Annotated in this window: 16 protein-coding genes; 12 read left to right on the plus strand and 4 right to left on the minus strand. The window is 39.0% G+C overall.

What is annotated here, in order from left to right; translation table 11 throughout:
* Window positions 1-132: 132 nt before the first annotated feature.
* Together C502_RS0114885 and C502_RS0114890 are read left to right on the plus strand one after the other, a co-directional pair.
* Window positions 133-1,659 (plus strand): fumarate hydratase, encoded by a 1,527-nt coding sequence (locus C502_RS0114885; protein ID WP_018679595.1) that lies wholly within the window; start codon window positions 133-135, stop codon window positions 1,657-1,659.
* Between the two features lie 96 nt (window positions 1,660-1,755).
* Window positions 1,756-2,298 carry a DUF2059 domain-containing protein gene (locus C502_RS0114890; protein WP_018679596.1) on the plus strand — a complete coding sequence of 181 codons (543 nt, stop codon included), beginning with the start codon at window positions 1,756-1,758 and terminating at the stop codon, window positions 2,296-2,298.
* 17 nt (window positions 2,299-2,315) lie between these two features.
* On the opposite strand, the gene C502_RS0114895 is transcribed toward C502_RS0114890, so the two are convergent.
* The 4 genes from C502_RS0114895 to tig form a co-directional block, all read right to left on the minus strand.
* The gene (locus tag C502_RS0114895; RefSeq protein ID WP_018679597.1) at window positions 2,316-3,032 is read right to left on the minus strand and encodes a DUF2846 domain-containing protein; all 717 of its coding nucleotides are present in this window, start codon (window positions 3,030-3,032) and stop codon (window positions 2,316-2,318) included.
* Window positions 3,033-3,183: 151 nt separating this feature from the next.
* Window positions 3,184-4,497 (minus strand): ATP-dependent Clp protease ATP-binding subunit ClpX, encoded by a 1,314-nt coding sequence (clpX, locus tag C502_RS0114900; protein WP_018679598.1) that lies wholly within the window; start codon window positions 4,495-4,497, stop codon window positions 3,184-3,186.
* Between the two features lie 28 nt (window positions 4,498-4,525).
* Window positions 4,526-5,131: an ATP-dependent Clp endopeptidase proteolytic subunit ClpP gene (gene clpP, locus C502_RS0114905; RefSeq protein WP_004877521.1), complete on the minus strand. Its 606-nt coding sequence runs from the start codon at window positions 5,129-5,131 to the stop codon at window positions 4,526-4,528.
* Window positions 5,132-5,327: 196 nt separating this feature from the next.
* Window positions 5,328-6,659, minus strand: a complete 1,332-nt coding sequence (gene tig, locus C502_RS0114910; protein ID WP_018679599.1) for a trigger factor — start codon at window positions 6,657-6,659, stop codon at window positions 5,328-5,330.
* 472 nt (window positions 6,660-7,131) lie between these two features.
* Between tig and C502_RS0114915 the strand changes: the two genes are divergently transcribed.
* The 10 genes from C502_RS0114915 (at window position 7,132) to tatA (ending at window position 17,641) form a co-directional block, all read left to right on the plus strand.
* Complete coding sequence (locus C502_RS0114915; RefSeq protein ID WP_018679600.1) at window positions 7,132-9,426, plus strand: catecholate siderophore receptor Fiu; 2,295 nt, start codon at window positions 7,132-7,134, stop codon at window positions 9,424-9,426.
* Window positions 9,427-9,523: 97 nt separating this feature from the next.
* Window positions 9,524-10,207, plus strand: a complete 684-nt coding sequence (locus tag C502_RS0114920) for a Fe2+-dependent dioxygenase (protein ID WP_018679601.1) — start codon at window positions 9,524-9,526, stop codon at window positions 10,205-10,207.
* Window positions 10,207-11,310: an alpha-hydroxy acid oxidase gene (locus C502_RS0114925; protein WP_018679602.1), complete on the plus strand. Its 1,104-nt coding sequence runs from the start codon at window positions 10,207-10,209 to the stop codon at window positions 11,308-11,310. Before C502_RS0114920 ends, C502_RS0114925 begins: the two co-directional genes overlap by 1 nt.
* A gap of 401 nt (window positions 11,311-11,711) precedes the next feature.
* A complete protein-coding gene (gene leuA / locus C502_RS0114930; protein ID WP_018679603.1) occupies window positions 11,712-13,409 on the plus strand; it encodes a 2-isopropylmalate synthase in 1,698 nt (565 codons plus the stop codon).
* A gap of 135 nt (window positions 13,410-13,544) precedes the next feature.
* On the plus strand, window positions 13,545-14,705 hold the full coding sequence (metX, locus tag C502_RS0114935) for a homoserine O-succinyltransferase MetX (RefSeq protein WP_018679604.1): 1,161 nt from the start codon (window positions 13,545-13,547) through the stop codon (window positions 14,703-14,705).
* A complete protein-coding gene (metW, locus tag C502_RS0114940) occupies window positions 14,705-15,298 on the plus strand; it encodes a methionine biosynthesis protein MetW (RefSeq protein ID WP_018679605.1) in 594 nt (197 codons plus the stop codon). The genes metX and metW overlap by 1 nt, the downstream gene beginning before the upstream one ends.
* Complete coding sequence (locus C502_RS0114945) at window positions 15,295-15,882, plus strand: tetratricopeptide repeat protein (protein WP_018679606.1); 588 nt, start codon at window positions 15,295-15,297, stop codon at window positions 15,880-15,882. Before metW ends, C502_RS0114945 begins: the two co-directional genes overlap by 4 nt.
* 93 nt (window positions 15,883-15,975) lie before the next feature.
* Entirely contained in the window at window positions 15,976-16,443 is a 468-nt protein-coding gene (locus C502_RS0114950) for a hypothetical protein (protein WP_018679607.1), read from the plus strand.
* Between the two features lie 116 nt (window positions 16,444-16,559).
* Complete coding sequence (gene rdgB / locus C502_RS0114955; RefSeq protein ID WP_023274731.1) at window positions 16,560-17,183, plus strand: RdgB/HAM1 family non-canonical purine NTP pyrophosphatase; 624 nt, start codon at window positions 16,560-16,562, stop codon at window positions 17,181-17,183.
* 242 nt (window positions 17,184-17,425) lie between these two features.
* Window positions 17,426-17,641, plus strand: a complete 216-nt coding sequence (gene tatA, locus C502_RS0114960; RefSeq protein ID WP_018679609.1) for a Sec-independent protein translocase subunit TatA — start codon at window positions 17,426-17,428, stop codon at window positions 17,639-17,641.
* Window position 17,642 lies beyond the last annotated feature (1 nt).

The following is a 17,642-nucleotide window of genomic DNA, read 5'->3' on the forward strand; positions in this document are numbered from 1 at the left end:
TTTGTTGATGCAATTTAGATCGAAGGATCAGTTTAGACCTTTCGCCAAATCTAAGCTAAAACTCCCACATTCATTCCTTTTTGTCATATAATTTAGCCCGCCAGCTAATCGCCCGCTCAAGAGAAATTTGATATGACAACGATCATCAAACAAGATGACTTGATTACATCAATCAAGGATGCCCTGCAGTTTATTTCTTACTATCACCCACAAGACTTCATCCAAGCGATGAGCCGTGCTTATGATCGTGAAGAAAACAAAGCTGCTAAAGACGCTATTGCCCAAATCCTTATCAACTCACGTATGTGTGCTGAAGGTCACCGACCAATCTGTCAGGATACAGGGATCGTTAACGTTTTCCTTGAAGTTGGCTTAGATGTTAAATTTGATTTAACCATGAGCTTAGATGATGCAGTCAACGAAGGTGTACGCCAAGGTTACCTCGAAAACTCAAACGTGCTTCGTGCTTCTGTATTAGCTGATCCTGCTTTTGGTCGTAAGAATACCAAAGACAATACACCTGCCGTGATTCACTACAAACTCGTTCCTGGTAATAAAGTCGATATTACCGTTGCAGCGAAGGGTGGCGGTTCAGAAAATAAATCTAAACTTGCGATGTTAAATCCATCTGATTCAATCGTGGATTGGGTACTTAAAACTGTTCCAACTATGGGTGCAGGTTGGTGTCCACCAGGTATGCTCGGTATCGGTATTGGTGGTACTGCAGAAAAAGCCATGATGCTTGCAAAAGAAGCACTTATGGAAGAAATCAACATGGACGAATTACTTCGTCGCGGCCCGCAAAGCAAAATGGAAGAACTCCGTATCGAGATCTTCGAAAAAGTGAATGCATTAGGTATCGGCGCACAAGGTCTTGGTGGTTTAACCACAGTACTTGATATTAAAATCAAGGATTACCCATGTCATGCGGCAGGTAAACCAGTCGGTATGATTCCGAACTGTGCAGCGACTCGTCATGCACACTTCCAGTTGGATGGTACTGGTGTTGCGCACATTCAAGCACCAAAACTTGAAGACTATCCTGCTGTCACTTGGGATTCATCTCAATCGAAGCGTGTGAACCTTGATACCATTACCCAAGAAGAAATGAATGAGTGGAAGCCAGGCGATACCTTACTTCTCAACGGTACAATTTACACAGGTCGTGATGCTGCGCATAAGCGTATGGTTGACATGTTAAACAATGGTGAAGAACTACCTGTTGATCTTAAAGGTAAATTTATTTACTACGTGGGTCCTGTTGATCCAGTGGGTGATGAAGTGGTTGGTCCTGCTGGCCCGACAACTGCAACCCGCATGGACAAATTTACCCGTCAAGTCCTAGAAGCAACTGGCTTGTTTGGCATGATTGGTAAAGCAGATCGTGGTCCTGCTGCAATTGAAGCAATTAAGGACAACAAAGCAACGTATTTGATGGCCGTTGGTGGTGCCGCTTACCTCGTATCTAAAGCTGTACGTGAAGCTGAAGTGGTTGCATTTGCGGACTTAAGTATGGAAGCAATCTACAAATTCGTGGTTGAAGATATGCCTGTTTCTGTTGCAGTTGATGTCAACGGTACTTCTATCCATATCACTGCGCCAAAAATCTGGCAAGCTAAGATTGGTAAAATCCCAGTTGTTGATGCTGCTGCTCAATAATACTTATACAATAATCATAGCCGAATCATCGTATTCGGCTATTTTTTTGCCTTAAGCTTCTGCTAAATTATTCACAGAACGATAAGGATAAAAAACATGCATAAAACAATATCAAAATTATTCATAAGCTTTTGCCTCGTCATAACCGTACAAAATACTGAGGCAAGCCCTGCTCAAATCAAATCAGTAAAGGAGCTGATTAAACTCAGTGAATTAGAAAATGTTTTACATACGTCTTTAGATGAAATGCAGCCAACATTAGATGCTGAGGCAGAAAATATTCTATTACGCATTTTAGGCAAACAGCGACTGACAACAACAGAAGAACATTTAGCCGTTATAGAACTGGGACAGCTTTTAAAACAGACAAGTTCAAAAATGTTTGCTCGCCCTGAGACATTACAAGCTATTGAACAAATTTATACAGAAACACTCAGTGAAGAAGAAGTACAAGCCTATTTAAAGTTTTTAAGAACACCTGAAGGGAAATCAATTAATCAAAAGAACTTAAAGATTAATACCAATGTTTTTCAATACATGAATAATTTAAGTCAAAAAACGTTGGCTGACCCTGAGCAAAGTTTACAGCTTAAAGAGCAGCTTTTAAGCATCATCAAACCTTTAATTCAAGATGAGTAAGCCCTGCTCTTTATCCATTACCAAGTCAAAGGATTCCAAAGCTTAAATGGTTTAACCAACAGTACTTCAGACTTTTCATCATATTTCAGCGGTTTCAACTCTTGTGGTTTTGAACGAACTTTACCTGAAGCATCCTGTGCCACAAAGTTATAACTTGATGATTTTAGACGTGTAAAGGCGATTTCCTGATGTGCAACTTTATCAGGTGTAATCATAAATGGACCTGTGTGCTCACTGCGAGAAATCTTATTCTCTTCATCATATTTAATAAAATAAGTTTGTGATGCATCAACCGTGAAATCTAAATACTTTGGTTTTTGGAAATGCATACCAGCCAATGGGCGGCTCACACTCAAACGATAGGTGCCTGCTGGTAGTTCCACCCAATAATAGTGATTATGCAATAGGCTTGGGATGCGATGCCCATTAATAAATAAGTTTGCTGCCGCAATTTCTTGACGATTCCAACGTGTATCTGGACGATACAAATAAACCACCGCGGCTTGTTCATTTTGTGGTTTGATCGGTGCGTAAAATTGACCTAATTTTTGATTGACCCATCCACCAACAGTAAAACCTCCCACATGATACTGATCAAGTAGACCTGGCTCCTTTGTTGTATCTACTGGAGGTAAAGTTGCTGTGAGTGTTGTCGTATTTTCTTCAACTGTCTTATGACTTTGACAACCAGCCACTACCCCTGCACAACATAATGACAATATTAAATAACGCATGATATCCCTCAAGGCGTTTTCTTGGATTTATTTTTAACGGCGCAAAACTATGCGGAATTTTCAATTTTTAAGATTAACACCTCACCGCACAATTGCAAATAAAAAAAGCATGAAAAGCCGAGGCTTTCATGCTTTTTTAGATGAATGTGAATCAAGCTGACTTTGAGTCAATCACTTTCAAATCTTTCTTTTCAACCAATTCAGGTGTTGTCACTTGAGGTACACGATCGGCTTTAAACGTTGGTTTTGCTGTACCATTAATTACAGCCTCATCCAAAATTACAGTCCCAACATCTGTACGACTCGGTAAGTCATACATGGTTTCAAGCAATACATTTTCCAAAATAGAGCGTAAACCACGCGCGCCCGTATTACGTTCAAGCGCTTTCTTCGCAACAGCACGTAAAGCTGACTCATCAAACACCAAGTCTACGTTTTCCATCGTGAAGAGATATTGATACTGGCGTGTTAAAGCATTCTTTGGTTCTGTCAGAATCTGCATCAATGCTTCTTCATCAAGTTCTTCTAAAGTTGCAATCACAGGTAAACGACCAATAAACTCAGGAATTAAACCAAACTTCACTAAGTCTGTTGCTTCAACCTGACGGAACAATTCAGAGACTTTTTTACTGTCATCTTTATTCTTCACATCAGCGGTAAAACCAATACCGCCCTTCTCTTGACGCTGTTGTACGATTTTCTCTAAACCAGAAAATGCACCACCACAAATAAATAAGATATTTGAGGTATCAATTTGAATGAATTCTTGCTGAGGATGCTTACGACCACCTTGTGGTGGAATAGAAGCAACCGTACCTTCAATCATTTTTAATAATGCTTGTTGTACGCCTTCACCCGAGACATCACGTGTAATCGATGGATTTTCAGATTTACGTGTAATCTTATCAATCTCATCAATATAGATGATGCCCTTTTGTGCTTTTTCTACATCGTAATCCGCTTTCTGTAATAACTTCTGCACGATGTTTTCAACATCTTCACCAACGTAACCTGCTTCGGTCAATGTGGTTGCATCTGCCATCGCAAAAGGCACATCCAGTAAACGTGCAAGGGTTTGTGCAAGCAAAGTTTTACCTGAACCTGTTGGTCCAATCAGCAGAATATTACTTTTTGCAATCTCGATATCTTGATGTGCATGATGAGAAGACTGACCGACTTTCAATCGCTTGTAATGGTTATAGACTGCAACAGATAAAGTTTTCTTTGCTAAATCTTGCCCAATTACATATTGATCCAACGCAGCACGTATTTCATGTGGTTTAGGCAATGCTTTGCTTGCCCAATCACCTGCTTCAACTTGTTGACTGGTTTGTACCAAGTCTAAGCAGACATCCACACACTCATTACAAATATATGCGTCCTCACCTGCAATCAATTTACCAACTTCAGATTGCGTCTTACCACAAAATGAACAATGCTTTTGTCCTTGAGGATGTTCGGACATATTTACTCCACAACTTAAATCTTAAAAATTAGGGACGTTTACTCAATACTTGGTCAACTAAACCATATTCTTTGGCTGCTTGTGCAGTCATAAAATTGTCACGATCTGTGTCACGCGCAACAGTTTCATAATCCTGACCACTGTGTTCAGCCATTAAGCGGTTTAAGCGCTCTTTGATAAAGAGAATTTCACGTGCATGAATTTCAATATCAGATGCTTGACCACGGAAACCACCTAATGGTTGGTGAATCATCACACGTGCATTTTCAAGACAATAACGCTTACCTTTTGCACCCGCATTGAGTAAGAATGCACCCATAGATGCTGCTTGCCCCATACAATAAGTCACCACATCTGGCTTAATAAACTGCATGGTGTCATAAATTGCCATACCCGCAGTCACCGAACCACCTGGTGAGTTAATATAAAGATGAATATCTTTTTCTGGGTTTTCAGCTTCCAAAAATAACATCTGCGCAACGATTAAGTTCGCCATGTTATCTTCAACTTCACCTGTTAAGAAAATAACACGCTCACGTAATAGACGTGAATAAATATCAAATGAACGCTCACCACGAGATGATTGTTCAACGACAACAGGAACTAAAGCATTTTCAATTGTTGGAACATACATACGTTTACTTATTCCTAAATTATTGTGACTCGATCTATGCCAACAATATGAGGGATAATCAATGAAATTGCAAAAGGTTCAACTCGAAATATTCGATTATTTGGACTAAAATTTGGCAATTTTTTGACAAATTAACACTTTCATAACACGAATAAAAAAGGCGCATTAAGCGCCTTTCTTCTGAACTTTTAAAAAATTAGCCACGGCGAGCTTGTTGTTCTTTCAATAAGTCTTCATAGCTTACAGCAACATCATTCACCTTAGCAGCAGCTAAAATATGATCAACGACTTGGTCTTCTAATACAACAGCTTCAATCTGAGCACGTTGTTGCTGGTCATTTTTAAAGTATTCAATCACTTCTGTTGGATCTTCATAAGAAGAAGCCATGTCATTAATATAAACTTCAACGCGTGCTGGATCAACTTCAAGTTTAGCATCAGCTAATACTTTACTCACTAATACACCAAGTTTTACTGATTTCTCAGCTTGCTCTTTGAATAACTCATCTGGAAGCATGCTGCTATCAAATGCGCCTGCACCTTGAGCACCAAACTGTTGCGTAAATTGTTGAATCATTTGTTGACGTTGACGGTCAATTTCTTGAGCAACCATTGAAGTTGGAACTTCAATCTCATTTGCAGCAACAAGTGCATCAAATGCAGCTTGTTTAATTTGGTTGCGAAGACCATTACGAACTTCACGTTCCATATTCTTACGAACGTCAGCTTTTAACTTGTCTACGCCTTCTTCTTCAGTCAAACCAAAGATTTTTAAGAATTCAGCATCAATTTCTGGAAGCTTCGCTTTTTCAACTTGCTTTACCGTGATCTTGAATTGAGCCGCTTTACCCGCTAAGTTTTCAGCTTGGTAATCTTCAGGGAAAGTTACATCAATCACTTTCTCTTCGCCAGCTTTCATGCCAACAATACCATCTTCAAAACCTGGAATCATACGACCTGAACCAAGTACGAGTTTAAAGTCTTCAGCAGCACCGCCTTCAAACTTCTCACCATCAACAGTACCTTCGAAGTCGAAAGTTACCTGCATGTCTTTCTTCGCCATACCTTTCGTTACAGCCCAAGTTTGACGTTGCTTTTGTAAGTTTTCGATCATTGCATCAACGTCTTTATCGTTGATTTCTGATGATTTACGTTCAACTTCCAAATCAGCAAAAGCTTTCACTTCTACTTCTGGATAAACTTCAACAGTTGCTTCAAAAACTAAAGCATCATCTTTGTTTTCAACTTTTTCAATGTTCGGCATACCGACTGCATTGATTTTTTCTTGTTGAATTGCTTCAAATACGCTGTCGCGAATGATGTCATTTACCACTTCTTGATAAATGCTTGCACCATATTCACGGCGTACAACATTTAAAGGCACTTTACCTGGACGGAAGCCGTTGATCTTCACAGTTTTGGCAGTGCGTTGTAAGCGAGCTTCAAATTGCTCGTTAACGCGGCTCGTCGGTACAGAAACATTTAAACGACGGGCAACGCCCGAAACCGCTTCAGTCGTTACTTGCATGGCTTCCTCGATATATAGTTAGTAGTAACAATTTTTTAAAGTGCCACATTATATGACAACTTTCGAGATATACAAAATTAGATGATAAAAATTCCCTATTTTTCGTATAAATCAAAAAAATTATATTTAAGCTTTCATCACTTATGACTAAAAAGATAATTTTAAAAATTCAATATCAAAAATTTATTCATTTAAAACAATAATTTATTTAAATCAATCATTATTATTAATTCACATCACAATAAGAATCGTTAATATCAATTATATTTTTAAATAATAAATATCAATTGGTTAAGCGTATACGGGTCATCCCATAACAGATAAAGCCATTGATAACGATAATAATTATCATTAGACTTCTCACAAATTGTTACATAGCTTAACAATCTATCCACTTTTACTGCTTTTTTGTAAAAGTATTTACAAGATCGAAAATTCTGTCATTCATCACTTCAATTCAGGGGTTCTCTCAATGGCAAAGATTAAAAGTCGTAAACATATCGGTACGACACAGTTAGTTGCACTTGCTGCAAGTTTACCTTTTGCTAGTCATGCTGCGACTAAAGAAGAAAATGTTGCTAAACTTCCAACCATTGAAGTGAATGCAGAAAATACTTATAAAGCGGATAAAGTGAGTTCACCAAAGTACACACAACCTTTGGTTGATACACCTCAAACCATCAGTGTCATCAAAAAAGAAATTTTAAAAGAACAAGGTGCAACTTCACTGACAGATGCCTTGCGTAACACACCAGGCATTACCCTACAGTTAGGTGAAAATGGTAATACCAGCGCGGGAGATTCTTTCCAAATGCGTGGTTTTGATACCAAAAACTCGATTTATGTCGATGGTATTCGTGACATTGGTGCAATTAGCCGTGATGTTTATAACCTTGAACAAATTGAAGTGGTCAAAGGTCCATCTGGTGCAGAAGCAGGTCGTGGTGGTGCGGGTGGTTACATCAATTTATCAACCAAGTTACCACATGCGGAAAACAGCAGCGAAGTTTCAGCAACATACAACACCGCAGAACATGGTCGTTTGGCTGCCGATATTAACCAAGCAATCAATGAAAGTACGGCTGTACGTTTGAATGTTATGGGGCAACAAGGTGGCGTTGAAGGTCGTGACTATATTGAACAAAATGGTTGGGCAATCGCACCTTCTATCGCTTTCGGTTTAGATTCTGACACACGTTTCTATCTATATTCACAACATATCAAACAAAATAACATCCCTGATGGTGGTATTCCTAGCATTGGTATGGATGGTTTCTATTATAACAATACCGATACCACTTTAACGCAAGCAAATCGAGATGCTATTAATACCGCGGTCAATGCAGCAAATCCTGTGAACCGTAAAAACTTTTATGGCAATGTCAACGACCATGAAGATATTACAGCCAATATGGTCTCTGCAAAAATTGAAAGTGATCTCTCTGAAAATATCAAATTTACCAATATCTCACGTTTTGGTAAAACTGAAATGGAACGTGTCTTAACAGGCATTAATGCATTAGTTATTAGTGATTTAAGTAAGCCTAAAGATCAAAATTCATGGTCAGTTAACCGTACTCGTCAAGGCTTAGATCAAACAAATAAAATACTCGCCAATCAAAGCACATTTAATATCAATGTAAAAACAGGCATCATTGAACATAATCTTGTTGCAGGTTTGGAATTATTACAGGAAGAGCAATCTAATAAGACCCTTAGCACGCAAACTCCTGGGAAAAAAGCACCCACCATTCCTGCTGCCAACTTATACACCCCTGATCGTAATAGTATATTACCTGAGTTAGTCTCTACTGGCGCATATGCAAATGGAAAAACTGACACTGCTGCACTCTACTTATTTGATACGCTCAAATTTGGTGAACGCTTCCAATTAAATGGTGGTGCGCGTGTTGATTATTACCATACTGAATACGATGCGCTCGCAGTAAATACTGATAATACAACACTCAAAATAACTGAAGTTCCGACCAACTTAAAAGCACATGATACTTTGGTTAGTTGGAAACTTGGTAGTGTATTCAAGCCTACGCCTAAAAGTAGTATTTACGCCTCTTATGCAAAATCACTCACCCCACCGGGTACTGCAAACTTTACATTATCAACAACAGGTGCAAATAGTTCTGTAGCCGAACCACAAGAAACGCATCACTATGAGGTTGGTACAAAATGGAATTTAAACGATGATAAACTTATACTAACTGCTGCTGCCTATCAAACTGAAAATGAAAATCAGTTTACCCAAGATCCAATTACTTTAGTATCGGTGCAAGAAGGTAAAACTAAAGTCAAAGGGATTGAATTAGGTGCTGTTGGTCAGATTACACGTGCATGGAATGTTTCTGCCGGCGTCGCTCACATGAAAACTGAGCAAAAAAACCAGCAAAGTTTTTCGACAACTGGTGTGAAAACTACAACAGACTCTGTTCGTTGGTCACCAGATTGGACTGCAACATTATGGACAACGTATAGCGTTGCAGGTTTTAAAGCAGGGATTGGCGCACGTTATGTTGATGAACAAAAACGTGTGATTACAGATAGCACAGCACTAGCTAATATGCCTGTTGTACCATCTTATGTGGTATTTGATGCAATGGCAGCCTATACCTTTAACAAAAATGCATCCATGACCTTAAACGTCTACAATCTTGCAGATAAAGAATACATTAGCTCACTCAATAATAGTGGTGCCCGTTTAACGCTTGGCCAACCACGTTCAGCGTCTCTCAGCTTTAACTATAAGTTCTAAATCGATCTGTTAAATCATTAATGATTTAACACATGAACACAGTCTGTCAGAAAAGTTATACTTTCGACAGGCTGTATTTTTTTGGAAGATTTTAAATATGATGTTGCATATCCCCGAAGTACTAAATAAACAACAAGTTGCTGAACTACGCCAACAAATACAACAAGCATCAGTCTGGGTTAATGGTATCCAAAGTGCGGGACAACAAGCTCAACAAATTAAAAACAATTTACAAATTGATGTGCATAGTGATGTATATCCTTCAATCAGCCATTGTGTTTTAAATGCCTTACAACAAAACTTACTGCTTCGCTCAGCGGCTCTCCCCCAGCATATTTTATCGCCCATGTTTAACTGTTACCAAAGTCAAGGTAACTATGGCAATCATGTTGATAATGCAATTCAATATTCAACAAAAACTGGGCAAATGATTCGTACCGATGTCTCTATTACCGTTTTCTTATCTGAACCTGATGAATATGAAGGTGGTGAATTAGTCATCGAAGATACCTATGGCAGCCATGAAGTTAAGCTTGATGCTGGAGATGCAATTGTCTATCCAGCAACCAGTTTACATCGCGTTGAGCCAGTGACTCAAGGCAGCCGAATTGCGGCTTTTACTTGGATTCAAAGTATGGTGAAAGATGACTGGCAACGAACCATGCTCTTTAATCTCGATATGACCATTATCAAACTTAGACAACAATTGGGAGACACCGAAGAAGTTGTAAGCTTGACCAGTCATTATCATAATTTATTAAGACAATGGGGCAATTTATAATGTCTCAGCACAGACCATTACCGCCATTAGATGCAATTCCTGCATATATTCAAACCATTCACGACTATCAACAACAAGCTCAGCGACATGTTCCTGAAGATGTGTGGGGATATTTAAATGGTGGTGCAATGCATGAACTTAGTGTGCAAAATAATTGCCAGCAATTTCAAAATATTCAACTAATTCCGAGACATTTAAATGATTTAACACAGGGGAATACCCGTTTTCATTTATTTGGTTTGGAATATCCTCATCCTATTTTTTTAGCACCGATTGGTCATCAAGCACTTTTTCACCCACAAGCAGAGGCTGCTTCTGCCCTTGCTGCCGAAGTGATGCAGAGTAATATCATCCTCAGTACTTTTAGTAATACCGCAATGGATGAACTCACGCACCATAATCCATATAAATGGTTTCAGCTTTATTGGCAGGGTTCTCGAGAAAAATCATTGGCTTTAATCAAACAAGCTGAACAATCAGGTTATCGCGCACTGGTCATCACCGTCGATGCTCCGCATGTTGGTATTCGAGATCGAGAACGCAAATTATTCTTCCAATTACCTAAAAATATGCAGCACCCACATACGCCTACACACCTGAGTTTTCCTGATGTATCTCCATCCGAAAGTCAGTTGTTTCAAGGTTTAATGCAAATCGCGCCAAAGTGGTCTGATATTGCATGGGTCATTGCAAATACCCAGTTACCCGTTATTTTAAAAGGAATTTTACACCCTGCTGATGCTCAGAAAGCGCTTGATTATGGTGTTGCAGGAATCATCGTTTCAAATCATGGTGGACGTATTGTTGATACCACCATCCCCCCTTTAATTGCATTAGAAAAAATCAGAGCAATTGTTCCTGCTGATTATCCTGTACTATTCGATGGCGGTATTCGACGTGGAACGGATGTGTTCAAAGCAATTGCCTTGGGTGCAAATGCCATATTGATTGGTCGTCCCTATATTTATGGTTTAGCAACAGCAGGCGCACTTGGTGTGGCGCATGTCATACGGATGTTGAAAGAAGAATTCGAAATTACGATGGCACTCATGGGAACAGCAACCATAAAAGACATCAACCAAGACTACATTTATCGAATCTAAGGGTATTTACGGAAAATATTTTCTTCATTTTTCACTATTACGCAAAAAATAGGGAAATATTTTCCATCCATTCGAATTAAAATAAGTTACAGACCTTTGCAGTCGCTTGTATTTTCACCTAGACTGATGTCTATTAGGTGACTCATATCACTGCATAACCAAATAACGCATTTGAATGGTAGATAATGAAAATAAATCACGGCTTTAGCTCTCCGTCTTATTCAAACCATCGTCATGCACTGCTGATGCTGCGCCTTGCGCGCGTATAAATTTTTTAACCTAATTTTTAGGTATTCAATCCCCGATTCGCTTTAAATTGATTCTTATAGACACCATATATATTTATAGCACATTGCATTTAATCTGAATTTGCAATCCAAGCTATAACAAGGAGTTATCTCATGATGTTGGCTGACCCAAGCAAAAAATACCGCCGTATGTATCAACGTGTGGATTTACCAGATCGCCAATGGCCAAATAATGAAATTAACCAAGCGCCGATTTGGATGAGTACCGACCTTCGTGACGGTAACCAAGCAATTTTTGAACCGATGAATATGGATCAAAAATTAAAAATGTTCAAAATGTTGGTCGGAATCGGCTTCAAACACATTGAAATTGGTTTCCCATCTGCTTCACAAATTGACTTCGATTTCACTCGTAAATTGATTGAAGAAGATTTGATTCCTGAAGATGTGTATATCGAGGTTTTAGTCCAAGCACGTGATCATTTGATTGCACGTACTTTTGAAGCGTTGATTGATGCTAAACGTGCGATTGTACATATCTATAACTCTAACTCACCCACCTTCCGTCAAAAAGTATTGAATGTAGATGCAAACGGCGCAAAACAACTTGCCATTAATGCAGCCAATAAAGTGAAAGAGTATGCAGCGCAATATCCTGCAACCGACTGGATTTTTCAATACAGCCCAGAATGTTTTTCTGCAACAGAATTAGACGTTGCCAAAGATGTCTGTGATGCCGTCACTGAAATTTGGGAAGCTTCACCGACCAATAAAGTCATCTTGAACTTGCCTGCAACAGTCGAAGTTTCAACACCAAATGTTTATGCCGATCAAATCGAATGGATGCACCGTAATTTGGCGCGTCGCGATGGCGTGATTATCTCAGTTCACTGTCACAATGACCGTGGTTGTGGTATCGCAGCCTCTGAATTGGCAATCATGGCAGGTGCAGACCGTGTTGAGGGTTGTGTGTTTGGTAATGGTGAACGTACAGGTAACGTCGACGTTGCGGCAATTGCCTTGAATATGTATACCCAAGGTGTCGCACCTAACTTAGACTTCTCAAATATCAATGAAGTGATTGCAACCGTTGAAGAATGCACAGGTTTACCTGTACACCCTCGTCATCCATATGCAGGTGACTTGGTCTTTACTGCATTTTCTGGTTCACACCAAGATGCAATTAAGAAAGGTTTTGAGTTCCAGAAAAATGAAGAAATCTGGGATATGCCTTACTTACCAATCGACCCTAAAGATTTAGGTCGTGACTATGATGCGGTGATCCGTGTGAATAGCCAATCAGGTAAAGGTGGTATCGCATACTTATTAGAATCAAATTACAACGTGGCATTACCACGCCGTGTTCAAATTGAATTCAGCCAAATCGTGCAGCAATATGCCGATGAAAATGGCACAGAAATCAACGCCCATGAAATTTGGACTTTATTCCAAAATACCTATGTGGATGTGAAAAATAGTCATTACCAAACCAAACATTATCAATTGTCTGATATTGATGGCAAACAAATCATTGAATTAGACATTGAGATTGATGGTCAAATCCAACGTTTACGTGGCGAAGGCAATGGCCCAATCTCGGCAATGTTAGATGCATTACAATTACCAATTGATGTCTTAAACTATGAAGAGCGCAGTATCAGTTCTGGAGCGAATGCCAAAGCACTTGCGTTGATTGAGCTTCAAGTCAAAGGTACAGGTAAGAGCGCATTTGGTGCAGGGATTCATGACAACATTGTAACGTCATCAATCGAAGCGATTATTGCATGTACCAACCGCTTGATTGAGCAAGGTGTACTGACAACTGAGCAAGTTGGGGCTGCCGTAGTCTAAGTAAAGCTGAGTTGTAATATCAGAAAAAATGACTTTGGAAAGGATACCTGAATTGGTATCCTTTTATTTATTTTCAAATCCTCCTAAATCCCTCTTTTATTAAGAGGGACTTTAAATATAAGGCGAATCATTACAGTGTCTTTTCCATCGGATTCAGTGGGTTTAGTCACACCACAAAAATTTCAATTTGAGCAACCATTACATCTTGAATGCGGGCGTATTTTGCCACGCTTCGATCTAATGGTTGAAACCTATGGAACACTCAATGCAGATAAATCCAATGCGATCCTGATTTGTCATGCACTGTCAGGACATCATCATGCTGCGGGTTATCATCATGAAGATGATAAAAAAGCAGGCTGGTGGGACAGTTGTATTGGTCCAGGAAAAGCCATTGACACCAATCACTTCTTTATTGTTTCTTTAAATAATATTGGTGGCTGTAATGGTTCAACAGGGCCAACCTCACCCAACCCGGAAAATGAAAACCGACCGTATGGCCCAGATTTTCCATTGGTCACAGTTCGTGACTGGGTCAAAACCCAAGCGATGCTGTCAGATGTGTTAGGAATTGAGGTTTGGTTTGCCATTATTGGCGGTTCATTGGGGGGCATGCAAGCTTTACAATGGTCTTTGGACTATGCTGATCGTTTAAAGAAATGTGTGATTATTGCCAGTGCGCCAAAACTTTCTGCACAAAATATTGCCTTCAATGAGGTTGCTCGCCAATCCATTCTGTCTGACCCTGATTTTCATCATGGGCGTTATTTAGAAAATGATAGTTACCCGAAACGTGGTTTAATTTTGGCACGTATGGTCGGTCATATCACGTATCTGTCTGAAGAAGCCATGAAACAAAAATTTGGTCGTGATCTAAAGTCGGGCAAATTTATGTATGGTTTTGATGTTGAATTCCAAGTCGAAAGTTATTTGCGTTACCAAGGCGAACAATTTAGCCGTAATTTTGATGCAAATACCTACTTGATTATGACCAAGGCATTGGATTACTTTGATCCCTCTCGTGAATATGAGCATTCATTAACCAAAGCCATGAGTCAGCCGAAATGCAAATTTTTAGTGGTTTCCTTTACCACTGACTGGCGTTTTAGCCCAAGTCGTTCACAAGAAATTGTGGATGCTTTGATTGATAATCATAAACCTGTCAGCTATTTAGACATTGATGCTGAACAAGGTCATGACTCGTTCTTATTCCCTATTCCACTGTATGTAAAAACACTACGTGCATTTTTAGGTGGAGAACAACAGTTGCAAGCTACACCGCAGGAGCAGCACTAATGCGTATAGATCAACGACTCGCTGAGAAATGGATCAGCCCGAACTCTAGCGTATTAGACTTAGGCTGTGGTGATGGCGAATTGCTTGCTCATATGAGCAAACAGCACAATATTCGTGCTTATGGCTTAGAAATTGATCAAGAAAAGATTGCAATTGCCATCAGTCGGGGGTTAAATATTATTCAACAGGACTTAAACTTAGGTTTAAGCCGTTTTGCCGACCAATCTTTTGATTCTGTGGTCATGGCACAAGCTTTGCAAGCTGTAGATGCACCCGATGTATTATTACGGGATATGGTACGTGTTGGTAAACAGGCAATTATTACCTTTCCAAACTTTGCGTATTGGAAGACTCGTTCTTTTCTTGCAATAAAAGGAAAAATGCCTGTTTCGGAAGCGTTACCCTATATGTGGTATAACACCCCGAATATTCATTTATGTACTTTCCGAGACTTTGAAGCCTTATGTGCTGAGAATCGGATTAAAATTATTAATCGACTTGCCGTTAATGGTGACCAACAAGGTAGTGTGCTCAGCAAGCATATGCCGAACCTATTTGGTGAAGTCGCAATTTATCGAGTGAGCGCTCTATGAAAAAGACATTAATCAGCACATTTTTATTTGGTCTGATCAGTATACAAGCGCACGCTGACTATGTTGCTCAACCACAATCTGTGGCAACACAGGCAGCGCGATATTCAGTCATGAGTATCAGTGAATTACAAAGCGCAGCAAAATCTGGTCAAGCTGGGGCACAGTTTTATTTAGCAACGCGTTACCAATTTGGTAAAGACGTTGCGAAAGATGAAAAACAAGCTTTTTCTTTATTTAAGGCAGCAGCAGATCAAGGCTTATCTGCGGCGCAGTTAAATGTTGGTCGTATGTATGCAGATGGTATTGGCATCAAAAAAGACGAAACTTTAGCGCGTAAATATTTTGAGAAAGCGGCAAGTAATGGTGATAATCGCGCAAGTTTCAATCTTGCAATGATGGAAGAGCAGAAGAAAAACTTTGTTGGCGCTTACCAGTGGTATGAGCTTTCAACGCGTGATGGCATGCTTGATACCAAAGTGATTAGCCTTTCTGAAGGTAAGAAAACAGCGTTGGCTGCAAACTTAACTCAAGATCAAATCCGTACCGCACGTGACCGTGCCGATAAATGGATTCAAGCGCAATAATCTGATTTAGATCTATTGGGTGATAAAAAACCGACTTGTGATAGTCGGTTTTTTATTATAGTGATAACATTCATTCTGAATTAAGTTTATTAAATGTACGATATAGAAAAAGCTATATTCAAAGTAAAACTAGAATTGGAAACAATAACTCCAGAAGAAATCCAAAGATGGGCAATTGAGGCATTAGAAAAAGATCCATCGAATGATTTAGCTTTAGAAATATGCTTTCTATCAACACCAGAACAAGTTACAACCTATTTTAATCAATTATCCCGAAATCTATTTAATACAGGTTTAATAAAAGAATCAGTCAATAACTTCTTAAAAGATTATGTTGAAAAACATCTAGAGTTAGTCAAAAGCCAAGAGCTTCTATTTCCTTTTCTTCAGAAGCTCTTGGCTTTATCTAAGGCTGTAGAGAATGAAGATCTTTTTGAGTTATTAAATTACTATGATGACCAATTCTACTTAAGTTTTGAAGGATATACACCTTCTGAACCAGATGATGTATTTAAAGAGTTCATAAACGATTTAAAAGATTTCTTATCTACACAGATTTAAAGATATGGGGAAAAAGAGCAATTCCTCTTAGCTTTCAGAATGTGATAATTCAGCACTACCCTATTCAATAAAAACACCCTAAAATTCCACTCAATCTAAACTCATCTAAAACTGATATGTCTACTCAATCATGGCTCAACCAAAGCAGCCTTGTGCTTGCAAGTAATAACAAAGGTAAAGTTACCGAATTTGAACATCTATTTCAGCAACTCAATCTTCCTATCGAAATCATTCCACAAGGTAAACTTGATATTGAAGATGCCATCGAAGATGGTCTCAGCTTTGTTGAAAATGCCATTATCAAAGCACGTCATGCCTCTAAGCTTTCAGGTAAACCTGCGCTTGCAGATGACTCAGGGCTTTGTGTTCCGATTCTAGGTGGTGCACCTGGTATTTACTCTGCACGCTATGCAGGTGAGCATGGTAATGATGCTGCTAATAACCAAAAACTGTTGGCTGATCTTATACCCTTCCGTAAAGATGGCGAAGCCATTGAAGGCATGTTTGTCTGTGTATTGGCACTGGTCACTCATGCCGAAGATCCACTGCCACAGATTTTCCAAGGTATTTGGAAAGGTGAAATATTAGAATCGGCTCGTGGCGAAAATGGTTTTGGTTATGACCCACTGTTTTGGTTGCCAGAACTCAATCTTTCGAGTGCAGAGTTAAGCAAAGTAGATAAAAATAAAATCAGTCACCGTGGTCAAGCCATGCAGCTATTTAAAGCAAGTTTGGTCTAAAAATAGCTTGCCCTAGTTAAAGCCTAGGGCAAGTGATTTAAATTAAGATTGAATAAAGAATACTCTCTTGTTAGCAAATAACACCTCACAATATTAAGCATTGGTTACAAACCAAAAAGTAAAAAAATCCATTCACCAATATGAATCCCCACAACTCCTTGTCGCAAAATTGCAATATAAGTGTCACATCTTTGTCATGCCAAACTGTTGAGATATAACTAAAGTTTTATAGGAATACAATTATGGCTGGTTTATCAATTTGGCATGTGGTGATTTTTGCAATTGTCGTTATTTTATTGTTTGGTACATCAAAACTTAAAAACTTAGGTAAAGATGTGGGTGGTGCAGTGAAAGATTTTAAAAAATCTATGAAAGAAGAAGAAACTACGACATCTCTAAATGAACCTCGTACGATTGATGCTCAGGTTAAGAATACTGAAAGCTCAGTAAAAAGCTAAG

The organism is Acinetobacter tjernbergiae DSM 14971 = CIP 107465, assembly GCF_000374425.1.
In the GTDB taxonomy this organism is placed as follows: domain Bacteria; phylum Pseudomonadota; class Gammaproteobacteria; order Pseudomonadales; family Moraxellaceae; genus Acinetobacter; species Acinetobacter tjernbergiae.